The 15,129-nt window shown below is 68.4% G+C and carries 16 protein-coding genes; 4 read left to right on the forward strand and 12 right to left on the reverse strand.

Going from position 1 to position 15,129, the window contains the following annotated elements; genetic code table 11:
* Positions 1-9: 9 nt before the first annotated feature.
* Together ABB28_RS04840 and birA are read right to left on the reverse strand one after the other, a co-directional pair.
* Positions 10-750: a type III pantothenate kinase gene (locus ABB28_RS04840; protein WP_057507552.1), complete on the reverse strand. Its 741-nt coding sequence runs from the start codon at positions 748-750 to the stop codon at positions 10-12.
* Positions 747-1,712, reverse strand: a complete 966-nt coding sequence (gene birA, locus ABB28_RS04845; protein ID WP_057507553.1) for a bifunctional biotin--[acetyl-CoA-carboxylase] ligase/biotin operon repressor BirA — start codon at positions 1,710-1,712, stop codon at positions 747-749. The genes ABB28_RS04840 and birA overlap by 4 nt, the downstream gene beginning before the upstream one ends.
* A gap of 131 nt (positions 1,713-1,843) precedes the next feature.
* Here birA and ABB28_RS04850 point away from each other — a divergent pair, with 131 nt between their 5' ends.
* Positions 1,844-2,122 carry a hypothetical protein gene (locus tag ABB28_RS04850; protein ID WP_057507554.1) on the forward strand — a complete coding sequence of 93 codons (279 nt, stop codon included), beginning with the start codon at positions 1,844-1,846 and terminating at the stop codon, positions 2,120-2,122.
* Positions 2,089-2,886: a M90 family metallopeptidase gene (locus tag ABB28_RS04855; protein WP_057507555.1), complete on the forward strand. Its 798-nt coding sequence runs from the start codon at positions 2,089-2,091 to the stop codon at positions 2,884-2,886. Before ABB28_RS04850 ends, ABB28_RS04855 begins: the two co-directional genes overlap by 34 nt.
* Before the next feature lie 12 nt (positions 2,887-2,898).
* Here the strand turns inward: ABB28_RS04855 and ABB28_RS04860 are convergent, their stop codons facing one another.
* From ABB28_RS04860 to ABB28_RS04880, 5 genes are all read right to left on the reverse strand, one after another.
* Positions 2,899-4,323 carry an ATP-binding protein gene (locus ABB28_RS04860; RefSeq protein WP_057507598.1) on the reverse strand — a complete coding sequence of 475 codons (1,425 nt, stop codon included), beginning with the start codon at positions 4,321-4,323 and terminating at the stop codon, positions 2,899-2,901.
* Between the two features lie 22 nt (positions 4,324-4,345).
* A complete protein-coding gene (locus ABB28_RS04865) occupies positions 4,346-5,029 on the reverse strand; it encodes a response regulator transcription factor (RefSeq protein ID WP_004136763.1) in 684 nt (227 codons plus the stop codon).
* Positions 5,030-5,103: 74 nt separating this feature from the next.
* Positions 5,104-5,505, reverse strand: coding sequence for a hypothetical protein (locus ABB28_RS04870; protein WP_057507599.1), 402 nt, complete (start codon positions 5,503-5,505; stop codon positions 5,104-5,106).
* Positions 5,506-5,715: 210 nt separating this feature from the next.
* Positions 5,716-6,732 carry a tRNA dihydrouridine(20/20a) synthase DusA gene (dusA, locus tag ABB28_RS04875; RefSeq protein ID WP_057507556.1) on the reverse strand — a complete coding sequence of 339 codons (1,017 nt, stop codon included), beginning with the start codon at positions 6,730-6,732 and terminating at the stop codon, positions 5,716-5,718.
* A gap of 153 nt (positions 6,733-6,885) precedes the next feature.
* On the reverse strand, positions 6,886-8,352 hold the full coding sequence (locus tag ABB28_RS04880; RefSeq protein WP_057507557.1) for a SulP family inorganic anion transporter: 1,467 nt from the start codon (positions 8,350-8,352) through the stop codon (positions 6,886-6,888).
* 286 nt (positions 8,353-8,638) lie between these two features.
* Here ABB28_RS04880 and ABB28_RS04885 point away from each other — a divergent pair, with 286 nt between their 5' ends.
* Positions 8,639-9,595: a cation diffusion facilitator family transporter gene (locus tag ABB28_RS04885; protein WP_057507558.1), complete on the forward strand. Its 957-nt coding sequence runs from the start codon at positions 8,639-8,641 to the stop codon at positions 9,593-9,595.
* A 32-nt stretch (positions 9,596-9,627) separates the two neighbouring features.
* Here ABB28_RS04885 and ABB28_RS04890 read toward each other — a convergent pair whose 3' ends face one another.
* Positions 9,628-10,452: an AraC family transcriptional regulator gene (locus ABB28_RS04890; protein WP_057507559.1), complete on the reverse strand. Its 825-nt coding sequence runs from the start codon at positions 10,450-10,452 to the stop codon at positions 9,628-9,630.
* 108 nt (positions 10,453-10,560) lie between these two features.
* On the opposite strand from ABB28_RS04890, the gene ABB28_RS04895 reads away from it, so the two are divergent.
* Positions 10,561-10,986: an organic hydroperoxide resistance protein gene (locus ABB28_RS04895; protein ID WP_042613743.1), complete on the forward strand. Its 426-nt coding sequence runs from the start codon at positions 10,561-10,563 to the stop codon at positions 10,984-10,986.
* Positions 10,987-11,105: 119 nt separating this feature from the next.
* On the opposite strand, the gene mmsB is transcribed toward ABB28_RS04895, so the two are convergent.
* Genes mmsB through ABB28_RS04915 form a run of 4 tightly spaced genes read right to left on the reverse strand, consistent with a single transcriptional unit; the run spans position 11,106 to position 15,119 of the window.
* Positions 11,106-11,996 (reverse strand): 3-hydroxyisobutyrate dehydrogenase, encoded by an 891-nt coding sequence (mmsB, locus tag ABB28_RS04900; protein WP_057507560.1) that lies wholly within the window; start codon positions 11,994-11,996, stop codon positions 11,106-11,108.
* Positions 11,993-13,174: an enoyl-CoA hydratase/isomerase family protein gene (locus tag ABB28_RS04905; RefSeq protein WP_057507561.1), complete on the reverse strand. Its 1,182-nt coding sequence runs from the start codon at positions 13,172-13,174 to the stop codon at positions 11,993-11,995. The genes mmsB and ABB28_RS04905 overlap by 4 nt, the downstream gene beginning before the upstream one ends.
* On the reverse strand, positions 13,171-13,968 hold the full coding sequence (locus ABB28_RS04910; RefSeq protein WP_057507562.1) for an enoyl-CoA hydratase: 798 nt from the start codon (positions 13,966-13,968) through the stop codon (positions 13,171-13,173). The genes ABB28_RS04905 and ABB28_RS04910 overlap by 4 nt, the downstream gene beginning before the upstream one ends.
* Positions 13,965-15,119 (reverse strand): acyl-CoA dehydrogenase family protein, encoded by a 1,155-nt coding sequence (locus ABB28_RS04915; RefSeq protein WP_481501596.1) that lies wholly within the window; start codon positions 15,117-15,119, stop codon positions 13,965-13,967. Before ABB28_RS04915 ends, ABB28_RS04910 begins: the two co-directional genes overlap by 4 nt.
* Positions 15,120-15,129 lie beyond the last annotated feature (10 nt).

Here is a 15,129-nt window from a genome sequence, read left to right on the forward strand (position 1 = left end):
CTGCCGATCCTAGCCTGTCGCCGACGGCAGGTGAACGGCCCAGCGTGCCAGCCCATCCAGCACCAGCAGCGGCTGGTGGCCCGCATCGGCCGGCAGCTGCGGCAACAGCGCCGGTGCGCCGCCGCCGTGCAGCAGCAGGTCCACCGGCGCCTGCAGCCGCTGCTGCGCCTGCTCGCGGCTGCGTTCGATCAACGCGATCGCCGCGCCGTCGCAGCCGGATGCCAACGCATCATCGGTGTCATCGGCGAACTCGCGGTAGTGCCCGCCACTGGCCGGCAACTGCGCCGCGCGTGCATGCAGCGCTTCGCGCATGGTGGTCGGCGAGGCGGCGATGCGCCCCCCGTGGTGCTGCCCGTGCGCGTCCAGCAGGTCGATGGTCAGCGCGGTGCCGACCCCGGCCACCAGCACATGGCGCTGGGTGCGCGCCGCCGCCAGCAGCGCCAGGAAACGATCCACGCCGAAGCGCGCGGGCGTGGCGTAGGCGATGCGCACATCGGCGAACGCCGCTTCGGTGCGGGCCACGTGCACGTGCTGGAAGCGCATGCGCAGGATCTCCAGCATGGTGGCCGTCAGTCCGGCGGCGGCCACACTGGCCACGTAGGCGGTACCGCCCTGCGGCAGCGTGCGCAGCGCGTCGCCGCGCAGGTCTTCGGCACCGTGCGTCCATGCCTGCACGTCGCCGGCGCGGTCGCCGAGCAGCGGTGCGTACTTGAAGCGGGAATTCCCCAAGTCGAACAACCAGTCGCTCATCGTGCCCTCACGCTGACTTCGCCGGCGTGCACAGGCTGCTCGCGGCCTTCGATTTCCACCCGCAGCGCGCCGTCTTCGGCCAGGCCCAGCGCGCGGCCGTCCTGCCAGGCGCCGCCCAGTTCCACCCGCACTTCGCGCCCGGCCAGGCTGTCCAGCGCGGCATAGCGCGGCAGGAACGGGGCCAGGCCCTCGGCTTCGAACTGCTCCAGCGCAGGCAGCAGCGCGGCCAGCACCGCGGTCGCCACCGCATTGCGCTGCACTGGCTCACCCGCCAGCTGGTCCAGGTCGGTCCACGGCTGGTCGATGCGTTCGGCGAAGGCCGGCGGCATGTGCACGTTGAGGCCGATGCCGATCACCGCACGCGCCGGCCCGGCGAACTCGCCGCCACCTTCCACCAGCAGGCCGCCCAGCTTGTGGCCGTCCACCACCAGGTCGTTGGGCCACTTCAGCTGCACCTGGGCATGGCCGAGCCCGCGCAGGGCTTCGGCCACCGCCACGCCGGCCACCAGGCTCAGCCCGCCCAGCTGGGCCAGCCCACCGGCGAAGCCCCTCAGCACCGAAAGGTAGATATGTGCGGCCAACGGCGAGGCCCAGTCGCGCCCGCGACGGCCGCGGCCCCCGGTCTGGCGCTCGGCCAGCAGGACGCGACTGCCGCGCGGCGGGGCGCTGCAGCGCAACAATTCGGTGTTGGTGGACACCGTGCTCCAGGTCACCTGCAGGTCGTCCAGCAGCGCATCGGCGGGTGCGGGCAGCGCAGCGCGGATGCCGCCAGCGTCCAGCAGGTCGACCGGCTGGGACAACGTGTAGCCGTCACCGGCGCGACCCTCGATCGCGACGCCGGCTGTCCTAAGTCCTTGAATGCGCTTCCAGATGGCCGCCCGGGTCTGGCCCAGCTCGCGGGCCAGGGCATCACCGGACAAGGGCCCGGCGGCCAGTTTTGCCAGCAGTTCGCGGTCGTCCACGGCAGCTTCCGTCAGATAAACAGGGAAAGTATGCGGCAAAGGAATTGCCGTTGCCGGGAGGGGCTTCCAATAGGCGACCGGATTCGGGCTAGAATCGGGAACTCACCCGCCCTTAACCACGGATGTCGTCGATGCGCTGTTCTGCCCATTGCCTGGTCCTGTTGATGGCCCCGCTGCTTGCCACCGCGTCCACCGTGATGGCCAGTGAAGGGCGCGGTGACTGTGTCTATTCCACGCCCGATGCCGAACGCCCGCCGACCGCGCGCAGTGCCGCCGCCGCGGTGCCCAGCACGCCGAAGCCGGTGCCTGCACAGGCCACCAGCAGTGGCGGCGGCGGTGGCGACGATGACGTGCTGCAGCGACTGCGCGCGCCGAAGTGGCACAGCTTCCTGCCGGGTATGTTCCGCTGATCCAGGCGTTGTCGCGCTGGCTGCGGCCAGCCCCCCGTCCCATTCCCGAACCGCTGTGGCAGCAGGCCTGCCGCGATATCCCGTGGCTGCAGGGCCTGCCCGTCGATCGCCTGGATGCGCTGCGCACGCTGGCGACCCGCTTCCTGCATGAAAAGACCATCAGCCCGCTCGGCGATCTGGTGCTGCGCGACGAAGACATCGTGCTGCTGGCGGCGGTGTGCTGCCTGCCACTGCTGGGGGTGGGCGAAGCCGGGTTGCGCGGCTGGTCGCAGCTGATCCTGTACCCGGACGCGTTCCGCGTGCAGCGCAGCCATGTCGATGCCGCCGGGGTGCTGCACGAGTGGGACGACGAACTGATCGGCGAGAGCTGGGACAGCGGTCCGTTGATCCTGTCGTGGGCGGATATCCAGGCCGACCTGCAGGCGCCGTTCGATGGCTACTGCGTGGCGGTGCACGAGATGGCGCACAAGATCGATGCGCTGGATGGCGCGATCGACGGCACGCCGCCGCTGCCGCGTGCCTGGCAACGCGAGTGGGCCGGTGATTTCCAGCGCGCCTACGATGCGTTCTGCGTGCAGGTCGATGCGGGCGAGGAAATGCTGATCGACCCGTATGCGGCCGAGGCCCCGGAAGAGTTCTTCGCGGTGGTCACCGAGTACCACTTCTCCGCGCCGGACGTGCTGGCCGAGGCGCTGCCGACGGTGGCCGCGCACCTGCGGCGCTTCTATGGCGAGCCGCCTGCGCGGCAGCTACCTTCAGGGTAGCGCCGGCAACCGTTACGGACCGGCCGGCAGCCGTACTTCGAAGCGGGCACCGCCCAGTTCGGACGAACGCGCGACCAGCAGTTCACCGCGGTAATCCTTGATCAGGTCCTGCACGATCGACAGGCCGATGCCGTGGCCCTGCACGCGCTCATCGCCGCGCACGCCACGCTGCAGCACCTTGGCGATATCTTCCGGGGCGATGCCCGGGCCATCGTCGTCCACCGCCAGCAGCAGGCCCGGGCGGCGGGTGTTCGGCGCCGGCTGCGGCTGCGCGGTCAGCAGCACGCGGCGGTTGGCCCACTTGAAGGCGTTCTCCAGCAGGTTGCCGAGCAGTTCCTGCAGGTCGCCGGGTTCGCCATGGAAGCGCGACCCCGGATCGATGTCGAACTCGCACAGCACGCCCTTGGCGGCGTAGACCTTTTCCAGCCCGCGCACGATCTCTTCGGCGTTGGATTCGATCGGCAGCGGCGCGGAGAACAGCTTGTGCCCGGACGATGCGGCGCGTGCCAGCTGGTAGGACACCAGGTTGTTCATGCGCTGCAACTGCACGTCCAGTTCTTCGCGCAGCGCATCGTTGCTGGATCCGCTGTCCATCTGCGTGCGCAGCACGGCGATCGGAGTCTTCAGGCTGTGCGCCAGGTCGGCCAGCGTGTTGCGCTGGCGCTCCAGGTTCTCGCGCTCGCTTTCGATGAAGGCGTTGATGCTGTCGGTCAGCGGTTCCAGCTCACGCGGATGGCGTTCGCTCATGCGCTCGCTTTCGCCGCGCTGCACGCGGGTCAGCTCGGTGATCACCCGGCGCATCGGGCGCAGGCTCCACTGCAGGATGACCGTCTGCAGCAACAGCAGGATCAGGCCGATGCCGCCCAGGTAGAACCACACCCGGCCACGGAACACGCGCAGCTGCGCGCCCAGCGCACCGGAGTCTTCCATCACGTAGATGGTGTACGGGAATTCGGTCGCCGGGTCGGCGTCGGCATCCCACACCAGGCCCAGCCCGTAGCGGTATACCGAGCCCTCGCTGCCGTCGATCTGGATGATCGGCAGCGGACCTTCGAATACTTCCTGACGCGGCGCCAGCAGGCCACCGCCGCGGCTGGGCAGCATCGGCCCTTCGGCGGACATTGAATTGACCTTGCCGTCCGGGGTGACCACCTGCAGGTACAGGCCGCTACCGGGCACGTCGAAGCGGGGATCCGGCGGCTGCTCGCGCAGGTACAGCGAACGGTCGCGGGTGAAGTCACTGCCGGCGGCGTAGGCGGTGGCGTAGTTCTTCAGGCGTTCGCGCAGGTTCGCGCGCGCGGTGTCGGCGAACGCCGCATCCAACGCGTAGCCGGCCAGCGCAAGGAACGCCACCAGGCCCACGGACGCAGCCAGCAGCTGGCGCGCCTGCAGGGAGCGCGGCCGCCAGCGTCGGAAGAACCACAGACGGCCGGACATCATCTTCTCGCCTGCAGCAGGCTCAGCCCTCGTTGCGCGGGATCGCGAAACGGTAGCCGCGACCGCGGACGGTCTCGATCGGCTTCAATTCACCGTCCGGATCCAGCTTCTTGCGCAGGCGGCCGATGAACACTTCCAGCACGTTGGAGTCGCGGTCGAAATCCTGCTGGTAGATGTGCTCGGTCAGGTCGGCCTTGGAGACCAGTTCACCGGCGTGCATCATCAGGTATTCCAGCACCTTGTACTCGTAGCTGGTGAGGTCGACGTTGCTGCCGGCCACGCTGACGGTCTGTGCCGCCAGGTCCAGTGCCACCGGACCGCATTCCAGGGTCGGCTTGCTCCAGCCAGCGGCGCGGCGCAGCAGTGCATTGACGCGAGCCAGCAGCTCTTCGACATGGAACGGCTTGACCAGGTAATCGTCGGCGCCCTGCTTGAGGCCTTCGACCTTGTCCTGCCAGCTGGAACGGGCGGTCAGGATCAGGACCGGGAATTTCTTGCCCTCGTCGCGCAGGGCCTTGATCAGCTCCATGCCGGACATCTTCGGCAGGCCCAGATCGATGATGCCGACGTCGAACGGCACTTCGCGGCCCATGTACAGACCTTCCTCGCCATCCTGCGCCGCATCGACGGCAAAGCCTTCGCGCTTGAGCCGGGCTGCAAGGGTCTCGCGCAGCGGGGCTTCGTCTTCGACCAGAAGGATACGCATGAACTCTCCCTAGTGTGCTGGGGTCGGCCGGTTGGGCCGGTGGAAATCGGGTGTGATGCGACAATGATCCCCGTTCAGGGGTTATCGCCGCGTAGTGAAGACATATCCGATCGGGGCGGGCGGGGCTGTGAATGCTGCTGCACGGGATCATCCATGTAGCGGACGCGGCCACGCTCGTCCATGTATTTCACGCGGTTGATGTCGCGCCCATCGAACGGCACCCGCTCGGCACCCAGGATGTGTCCACCGGTGGATCGCTGCACCCGCCGCACGGCGTCGGACAGGGAGCGCTCATCACCGCGCTGGGATCCACGCATCACCACTTCCGGGCGCTCGCGCATCGGCTGGCGCTGCGCCATGTTCTGCTGCATCGGACCCTGCATCGGCGCCTGCGCGCTGGCATGTAGCGGCACGAACACCGCCAGCGCCACGACCGTGGCGAGGGCAAGCTGGCAGCTGGAAGAACGGGAGGACATCATTGGATCCTAGCCGAGGCCGGCAATTCGTTCAAAAATTGTGAAGTCCGCGTCCGGACGCGAGGTCCGGGGCTTTACAAATCTTTTGCAAATTTCGGCTTTTGCCAGTGAATCCGGTCTGAACTTTCCTGAAGATCGGATGTCTATGTTCAGGTAAGTGAACATACTAGCAGCATTCAGGGCCGTATGCGGCACCCGCTGCGCAGTGCGTCAGGCGGCTTCGCGCCCGCCATCACGTTCGGTGACCGCCAGCGCCTGCTCCACCAGGGACCAGTCCGCGCCCGGGCGGTGTGCGCCCTCGCTGAGGATCTGGCGGAACGCCCGGCCACCTGGTTGCCCGTGGAACAGGCCGAGGATGTGGCGGGTGATGTGCTTGAGCGCCGATCCTTCCGCCAGCCGCGCTTCCACATACGGACGCAGCGCGCGCAGCAGCGCCTGCCGGGTCTGCAGGGGGGCGCCGGTCTGCAGGGCCTCCAGCTGATGCAGCAGGTAGGGGTCATGGTAGGCCGCACGACCCAGCATCACCCCGTCCACCTTGCCCTGCTGGGCCTGCACCGCTTCGATGCTGGCCAGCCCGCCGTTGAGCACCACCGGCAGGCCGGGGCGCTCCTGCTTGAGCCGGTATGCCCAGTCGTAGCGCAGCGGCGGCACTTCGCGGTTTTCTTTCGGCGACAGGCCCTTCAGCCAGGCATTGCGCGCGTGCACCACCACCATCGGCGCACCGGCGGCGACCTGCTGGTCGACAAAGGCCGCGAAGGCGTCGTACTCGTTGTCATCGTCCACGCCCAGCCGGCACTTCACCGTCACCGGGATGTCCACCGCGGCCACCATCGCGGCCACGCAGTCCGCCACCAGCGCCGGCTCACGCATCAGGCAGGCACCGAAGCGGCCGGCCTGCACGCGGTCGGAGGGACAGCCGCAGTTGAGGTTGACCTCGTCATAGCCCCAGTCCTGGGCGATGCGTGCGGCCTGCGCCAGCAGTGCCGGGTCGCTGCCGCCCAGTTGCAGGGCCAGCGGCGTTTCGCCCGGATCGAAGCCGAGCAGGCGCTGGCGGTCGCCGTGGATCACCGCATTGGCGTGCACCATCTCCGTGTACAGCCGCGCGCCGGGCGCCAGCAGCCGGTGGAACACGCGGCAATGGCGGTCCGTCCAATCCATCATCGGGGCGACGGAAAGGCGCAGGGAGTCGGCGTAGCGGGACGCGGCGGTGGCGGTAGGCTGGGTCATGGGGACGCTGGAGAATCGGGGTGGCAGGCAATGCCTGCATGATCAATAGTTTACACCGGTCGGCTGAATGATCCGGGTGGGCACGGGCGTGACGACCAACGGTCGTCACCCACCAACAGCAGGACGGCCAGCGGCCGTCACTACCGGCAGGGATCAGTGCGCGCTGCCTGCGGGGCTGTTGCGCCCTACCCGCTCGATCAGCGTTTCGCTGGCGGCGTTCAGGCCTGCCACCTCCACTGCCGCGCCATGCGCGCGCAGCTTCTCCACCGCGCGCTCCAGCGCCCCGACCGCGGTGAGGTCCCACAGATGCGCGTGCTGCAGGTCGATCACCACCCGCGGTGCCACCTGCTGGTAATCGAATGCCGCGCCGAACTGGCCGGCCGAAGCAAAGAACACCTGGCCTTTGACGCGATAGCGCTGCACGCCCGGCTGCGGCTCGTCGCGCTGCACGTCGAGCATGCCGCCGACCTTGCGCGCGAAGAACAACGCCGACAGCAGCACACCGCTGAGCACGCCCTTGGCCAGGTCATGGGTCGCCACGGTGACCACCACCGTCAGCAGCATCACTGCCGAGGAACTGCGCGGATGGGTGCGCAGGTCACGCAGCGAGCGCCAGCTGAAGGTGCCGATGCTGACCATGATCATCACCGCCACAAGCGCGGCCATCGGGATCTGCCGCACCAGGTCGCTGCCGTACACCACCAGCACCAGCAACAGGGTGCCGGCGATCAGGCAGGACAGGCGTCCACGCCCGCCACTGGTCACGTTGATCACCGACTGGCCGATCATCGCGCAACCGGCCATGCCACCGAAGAAACCGGTCACCGTATTGGCCAGGCCCTGCCCGGCACACTCGCGGTTGCGCTCGCTCGGGGTTTCGGTGATGTCCTCCACGATCTGCAGGGTCATCATCGATTCCAGCAACCCCACCACCGCCAGCGTGGCCGACACCGGCAGCAGGATGCGCAGCGTTTCCCAGGTGATTGGCACGTCGGGCAGGAAGAACGAGGGCAGGCTGTCGGGCAGCTGGCCCATGTCGCCCACGGTGCGCACGTCGATGCCGAAGCCGATCACCACTGCGGTCAGGATGCCGATCGCCACCAGCGGCGACGGCACCGCGCGGGTGATGCGCGGCAGCAGGTAGATGATCGCCAGCGCGGCGGCGCACAGCAGGTAGACCATCGGGCCACGGCCGACCAGTTCCGGCAGCTGCGCCATGAAGATCAGGATGGCGAGTGCGTTGACGAAGCCGGTGATGACCGAGCGCGAGACGAAGCGCATCAGCGAACCGAGCTTCAGCGCGCCGGCGGCCATCTGCAGCAGGCCGGTCAGGATGGTGGCGGCGAACAGGTACTGCAGGCCGTGGTCCTTGACCAGGTCGACCATCACCAGGGCCATCGCGCCGGTGGCGGCAGAGATCATGCCGGGGCGGCCGCCGGCGATGGCGGTGATGACCGCGATCGAGAACGAAGCGTACAGGCCGACCTTGGGGTCGACCCCGGCGATCAGCGAGAACGCGATCGCTTCGGGGATCAGCGCGAGGGCGACGACGATGCCGGACAGCACGTCGCCACGGACGTTGCCGAGCCACTGCTGGCGCAGCGGGTAATGGGTCTGCATGGGAGGTTCCTGGTGACCGCGGGCAGGGCCACAAATGCGCGGCCGCGGTAGGCGCGCAAGTCTACGGCAGCCAACGGCGGCAAGGTAGTGACGGCCGCTGGCCGTCCCGCGGTGGGCCTTGCTTTGGTGGGTGACGACCGTTGGTCGTCACGCCGCTTCGCTCGCCGAGCGTGGCTCGGCGCTACCTGCCTGATCCTGGTAGTGACGGCCGCTGGCCGTCCCGCTGTGGGCAGCGGCTCCTGCGGCTGCCTTCGGCGCTGCCAGGGCCGGGCGGTACAATCCCGGCATGGCTTCCGTTGTCCCCCGCTTCTTCGATCCGCGCACCGAACAGGGCGTGCTGCGCCTGTCCATCGCCGGCACCCTGGTGATGGCGGCGATGGCCGTGGGCTTCGGGCTGTACGCCAACTCCTCGTTGATCATCTTCGATGGTATCTACGGCCTGATCGACGTGGTCATGACCTGGCTGTCGCTGCTGGTGGCGCGCTTGATCGCCCAGTCCACCAATACCGATACCCTGCAGTCGCGGCTCAACCAGCGCTTTTCCATGGGCTTCTGGCACCTGGAGCCGATCGTGCTGGGGGTCAGCGGGACGCTGATGATCGGCGCGGCGCTGTATGCCTTCGTCAATGCCGTGGATGCGCTGACCTCGGGCGGGCGCTTGATCGCGCTGGGTCCGGCGATCACCTTCGGGGTGATCTCGCTGCTCGCCGAAGGCGCGCTGGCCGCCTTCGTGCTGCGCGCCAACCGGCGCATCGGATCGGACTTCGTCGCCCTGGATGCGAAGAACTGGATCATCGCCGCCAGCATGTCGGCCTGCTACCTGCTGGCCTTCGTCGGCGGGGCAATGGTGCGTGGCACGCCACTGGACTGGATCGGCCCGTACATCGATCCGGGCATCCTGGCGGTGGTCTGCCTGTTCGTGATGGTGGCGCCGCTGGGAACGGTGCGCCAGGCACTTGCCGGCATCCTGCTGGTCGCGCCGCAGGAACTGCGCAGCCACGTGGATACCGTGGCGCGTGATGTGGTGGCCCGCCACGGTTTCCTGGACTACCGCAGCTACGTGGCGCAGGTCGGTCGCGGCGAGCAGATTGAACTGTTCTTCGTGGTGCGTGCCGATGATCCGCCGCGCGCGCTGGCGGAGTGGGACCGGCTGCGCGATGAGATCGGCGACCTGCTGGGCGAGGAATCGCCGGATCGCTGGCTGACCATCATGTTCACCACCGACCTGGAGTGGGCGGTGTGACCCGCTGACGCCGGGCCGTGCCCGGCGCGGCGTTACATCGCAGCGCTGCGCCATTCGCGCGGCGACTGCCCGGTCTGCGCCTTGAACGCGCGCGACAACGCCGCTTCGCTGCCGTAGCCCACGTCGCCGGCGATGCGCTTCAATGGCTGCCCGCGGCGCAGCGCCTGCTGCACCAACCGCGTCCGCCAGGCCTGCAGGTACTGCCCTGGCGTGCTGCCGATGACCTCGCGGAAGCCTTCGGCGAAGGCGCTGCGTGACATCCCGGCGCGCTCGGCCAGCGCCTGCAGCGACCACTCTTCGGCCGGCTGCTCATGCATGGCCACCAGGGCATGGCGCAGCCGCGGGTGGCCCATGCCGGCCAGCAGCCCGACCTGGATCTGGCCGTTTTCCATCAGCGTGCGCAGCACCTGGATGATCACCAGTTCGAACAGGCGGTCCAGCATCGCCTGGCGACCGCAGCGCTGCGCGAACGCTTCTTCGAACAGCACGCCGAGCACTGCGTTGCTGCCCAGCAGGTCGGCCAGCGGCAGGCAGACCGGGCTCGGCAGCGCATCAGCCACCGGGCTGCCTTCACCGGCCTCGAAGCGCAGCCCGGCGGTCACCAACGGCACCTGCAAACCGTCATCGATGTTGAAATGATGGTCGCGCGGCCGGGCGTACAACAGCACGCTGGGCTGGTCGATGCGCAGGCGGCTGCCATCGCTGTCCACCAGCTCCACCCCGCCCTGGCTGAGCAGGTGCAGCAGCGGTTGGCTGGCGGCCTGCGCCGGCACCCAGTGGCCGCCGACCTGGCCCCCCTGCAGCAGGCGCGCACTGACCGGGAAGCGGTCAAGCAGGGATTCGAGTCGATCGAGCATGGCTGGACGATCCATCAAGTTTTCCGGACTCCATGTTGCCACACGTCCAGCCAAGGCGCGCAAAGTACACCTCACCGGCCGACCGGCCACCCAACAAGGAACTCCGCCATGTCCATTGAAAAGGTTCTCTACACCGCCCAGGCCACCGCAACCGGCGGCCGCGAAGGCCGCGCCGTGTCCTCTGACAACGTGCTGGACATCCAGCTGTCGACCCCGCGCGAGCTCGGCGGCGCCGGCGGCCCGGGCACCAACCCGGAACAGCTGTTCGCTGCCGGTTACTCGGCCTGCTTCCTGGGCGCGCTGAAGTTCGTCGCCGGCCAGGCCAAGGTCGCGCTGCCGGCGGACACCACCGTGGCCGGCAAGGTAGGCATCGGCCAGATCCCCACCGGTTTCGGCATCGAAGCCGAGCTGACCATCACCGCCCCGGGCGTGCCGCGCGAACAGCTCGAGGAGCTCGTGCAGAAGGCCCACGTCGTCTGCCCTTATTCCAACGCGACCCAGGGCAACATCGACGTCAAGCTGATCGTGGCGTAAAAAAAATGGGCGGATGCCGGTCGTGACCGTGCATCCGCCCATCCCACCGCTGTCGGTGGCATAGCGACCGCAGGTCACCACCCACCCCATCCTGCCCGCCAGCATCCGCTGGCCGTGGGCTATTTTTCGTTGCTCACCAACTGCACCACGCTGGAGAAATCCAGCTTGCCGCGGCCGGCCTGGTGGTTCATCGAATACAGGTTGCGCGCCAGCTCACCCAGCGGGATGGAGGCGCCCACGCTCATCGCCGCTTCCACTGCCAGGCCCATGTCCTTGAGCATCAGGTCGCTGCCGAAGCCGCCGCTGTAGCCGCGCGAGGCGGGTGCGTTTTCCAGTACCCCCGGCCACGGATTGCATACTTCGGTCGCCCAGCTGCGGCCGGTGCTGACTGCCATCATCTGCGACAGCACCTTCGGGTCCAGCCCGTGTGCCACGCCCAACGCGATGGATTCACCGGTGACCGCCATGATCACGCCCAACGCCATGTTGTTGCACAGCTTGGCGACCTGGCCGGCGCCGCTGGCGCCCACGTGGAAGATGTTCCTGCCCATCGCCTGCAGGTAGGGACGCGCGCGTTCCAGCGCGTCCTCTTCGCCGCCGACGATGAAGGTCAGCGTGCCGGCGGTGGCCCCGGCGGTACCGCCGGAAACCGGGGCGTCCAGCATCTGCAGGCCACGCGCCGCGGCGGCTTCGGCGACCTTGCGCGCGGTGGCCGGGGCGATGGTGCTGCAGTCGATCACCAGCGCACCGCCCGGGATGTCGGCCAGCAGCCCGTCATCGCCCAGGTACACGCCTTCGACGTGGCGGCTGGCCGGCAGCATCGAGATCACCACTTCGGCATCGGCCAGCGTGTCCAGCGCGGAGCTGGCGGCGGTGGCGCCTGCGTCGACGGCGGCCTGCACGGCGGCCGGCACCAGGTCGAACACGCGCACGGCGTGGCCCGCTTTGGCCAGGTTGGCGGCCATCGGACCGCCCATGTTGCCCAGCCCGATGAATGCAATGCGACTCATGCGACGGTCCTTTCAGCAGCGGTGGCGCCAAGGTCGGCCAGCGGATGCTGGTCGGCCGGCCACGGGGAAATGAAGAAGTCTTCGGCCCACGCCGCGCTGGCATCAGCCAGCGTGGCCGGGTTCCAGTGCGGGGTACGGTCCTTGTCGACCAGCAGCGCGCGGATGCCTTCGGCGAAGTCACCGTGCGCGGCGCAGTGCAGGGCCGTCACGTACTCCAGCCGGTACACCGTGGCCAGGTCCGCGCCGGCAGCGCGGCGCTGCAGTTCGAACGCCAGCCGCGCCGAACCGGGTGCACCGGCGACAAGCGTCTTCTGCGCGTTCTGCAGCCACGCATCCTCGGTCTGCAGGGCACCGATGCGTTCGATGATCGCGGGCAGTTCATCGCCGGCGCACAGCGTGTCCAGCAATCCCGCATGGGACTGCAGGGGCCCGGCGGGTGCGTCGCTGGCGAACGACTGCAGGAGGGTGTCCAGGCGGCCGTGGTTGGCCTCGTTGTCGCTGCTCCAATCCGCCTGCAGCAACGCGTCGAAGACTTCAGCGCGCTGTGCTTCGGCGATGTGCAGGTCGGCCAGGTCGGCATGGATCGCATCACCCGGGCCAAGCAACGCGCCGGTCAGCGCCAGGAACAGGCCCGCCTTGCCCGGCACGCGCTGCAGCAGCCAGCTGCCGCCCACGTCCGGGAACAGGCCGACGGTGATCTCCGGGAACGCCAGCTTGGACCGTTCGCTGACCACGCGGTGGCTGGCGCCGGACATCAGGCCGATGCCACCGCCCATGACGATACCGTGGCCCCAGCACAGGATCGGCTTGGGATAGGTGTGGATCAGGAAATCCACGCGGTACTCGACATCGAAGAACTCTGCGGCATACGCATTCGTTCGGACATCCGCATGGCCTGCCGCGCGGTACGCCAGCATGCTCTGGTACAGGCTGTGCAGGTCGCCGCCGGCGCAGAAGGCCTTTTCTCCGGCGCCCTGCAGCACCACCATCGCGATCTGCCCGTCGTCGGCCCAGGCCTGCAGCCGCTCCAGCAGCAGGTGCGCCATCGGCAGCGAAAAGCCGTTCAAGGTACGCGGCGCGTTGAGCGTGGCCACGCCGATGCGCATGCCATTGGCGGCCACGCGGTCTTCGAACAGCACCGGTGCCTCATCGACCACGATGTCGGTTTCCCGGGTCATGCGTTCTTCCACTGCGCGCTGCGCTTTTCCAGGAAGGCGCTCACGCCCTCGACCTGGTCGGCGCTGTCGAACAGGTCGACGAAGGCCTCGCGCTCTGCGACCAGCGCGGCGGCATGGGTGCCGGTGCGGGTGGACTGCACCAGGGTCTTGCAGGCGGCGATGCTGGTCGGGCTCTGCTTGCCGGCCTTCTTCGCCCATTCCAGTGCCAGTGCCTTCGCTTCACCCTTGCCGGCCTTCTGCTCGGCCAGGCCGATGCGCACGGCGGTGTCGGCGTCGATCCGCTCACCGAGCAGGATCATCCGCTTGGCCCAGCCCTCGCCGACCAGGCGCGGCAGGTTCTGGGTGCCACCGGCGCACGGCAGCAGGCCGACCGTGGCCTCCGGCAGCGCCACCTGGGCATGTTCTTCGATGATGCGCAGGTCACACGCCAGCGCGCATTCCAGCCCGCCGCCCATCGCATAACCGTTGATCGCGGCGATGGACACGCCACGGAAGCCTGACAGCGCCTCGAAGGCTTCGCCGAAACGACGCGCGGCTTCACGCGCAGCGCCCCTGTCACCCGACGCGAACTGGTTGAGATCAGCGCCGGCGGAGAAGAACTTCTCGCCCTCGCCACTGATCACCAGCGCATAGATGGAACGGTCCGCGTTCAACGCGGCGACCAGGTCGCGCAGCGCCGCCAGGCTGTGCACGGTCCAGGTATGCGCCGGCGGGTTGTGCAGGGTGATGACCGCGACGTGGCCATCGGCCTCGACCTTCAGGCCGACATGATCGTGGGTGCGCCAATCGTTCATCGCAGTTCCTCTTCGGTGTTGAGCAGGTGGCGGGCAACGATCACCCGCATGATTTCGTTGGTACCTTCCAGGATCTGGTGCACGCGGCTGTCGCGCAGCAGGCGCTCGATCGGGTATTCGCGGATGTAACCGTAGCCGCCGTGGATCTGCAGCGCTTCGTTGCAGATGGTGAAGCCGGCATCGGTGGCGAAGCGCTTGGCCATCGCGCACCACACATTGGCATCGCTGGCACCGGCGTCGAGCTTGCGCGCGGCGGTATGCACCATCTGGCGGGCCGCCACCAGTTCGATGGCCATGTCGGCCAGCTTGAACTGCAGTGCCTGGAATTCGGCCAGCGCCTTGCCGAACTGGCGGCGTTCGCCCATGTAACGGCGTGCAGCATCCAGCGCGCCCTGCGCCGCGCCCAGCGAGCAGGCGGCGATGTTGATGCGACCGCCATCCAGGCCCTTCATGGCCAGCTTGAAGCCGCCGCCCTCTTCGCCCAGCAGGTTGCCCACCGGCACCCGCACGTTCTCGAAGGTGATGCCCCGGGTCGGCTGGCTGTTCCAGCCCATCTTCTCTTCCTTGCGACCGTAGCTGATGCCCGGCAGGTCGGCCGGCACGGCGATCGCGCTGATGCCACCGGCGCCGGCACCGCCGGTACGCGCCATCACCACCAGCAGTTCGGTGGCACCGGCGCCGGAGATGAAGGCCTTGGAACCGTTGAGCACGTAGTCATCGCCATCGCGCACTGCCGTGGTCTTCAGCGACGCCGCATCGGAGCCGGCGCCGGGTTCGGTCAGGCAGTAGGAGGCCAGCCTGATGCCGGCCGCCAGGTCCGCACCCCAGGCTGCACGCAGCGCCTGCTGGCCCCACGTGGACACCATCCACGAGGCCATGTTGTGGATGCTCACATACGCCGCGGTGGACGGATCCACGTTGGCGAGTTCCTCGATGACGACGGCGGCGTCCAGTCGGCTCAAGCCGCTGCCACCGACCTCCGGATCCATGTACAGGCCACAGAACCCGAGTTCCCCTGCCTTGGCGATCGCCTCGCGCGGAAAGATGCCCTCCGCATCCCACCGCGCCGCGTGTGGCGCCAATTCCGCCTGGGCGAAGTCACGCGCTGCCTCACGATAGGCCTGCTGCGCTTCTTCGAGTTCCGTCGTCATCGAGTTACTC

The sequence above is a fragment of the Stenotrophomonas chelatiphaga genome (assembly GCF_001431535.1).
In the GTDB taxonomy this organism is placed as follows: domain Bacteria; phylum Pseudomonadota; class Gammaproteobacteria; order Xanthomonadales; family Xanthomonadaceae; genus Stenotrophomonas; species Stenotrophomonas chelatiphaga.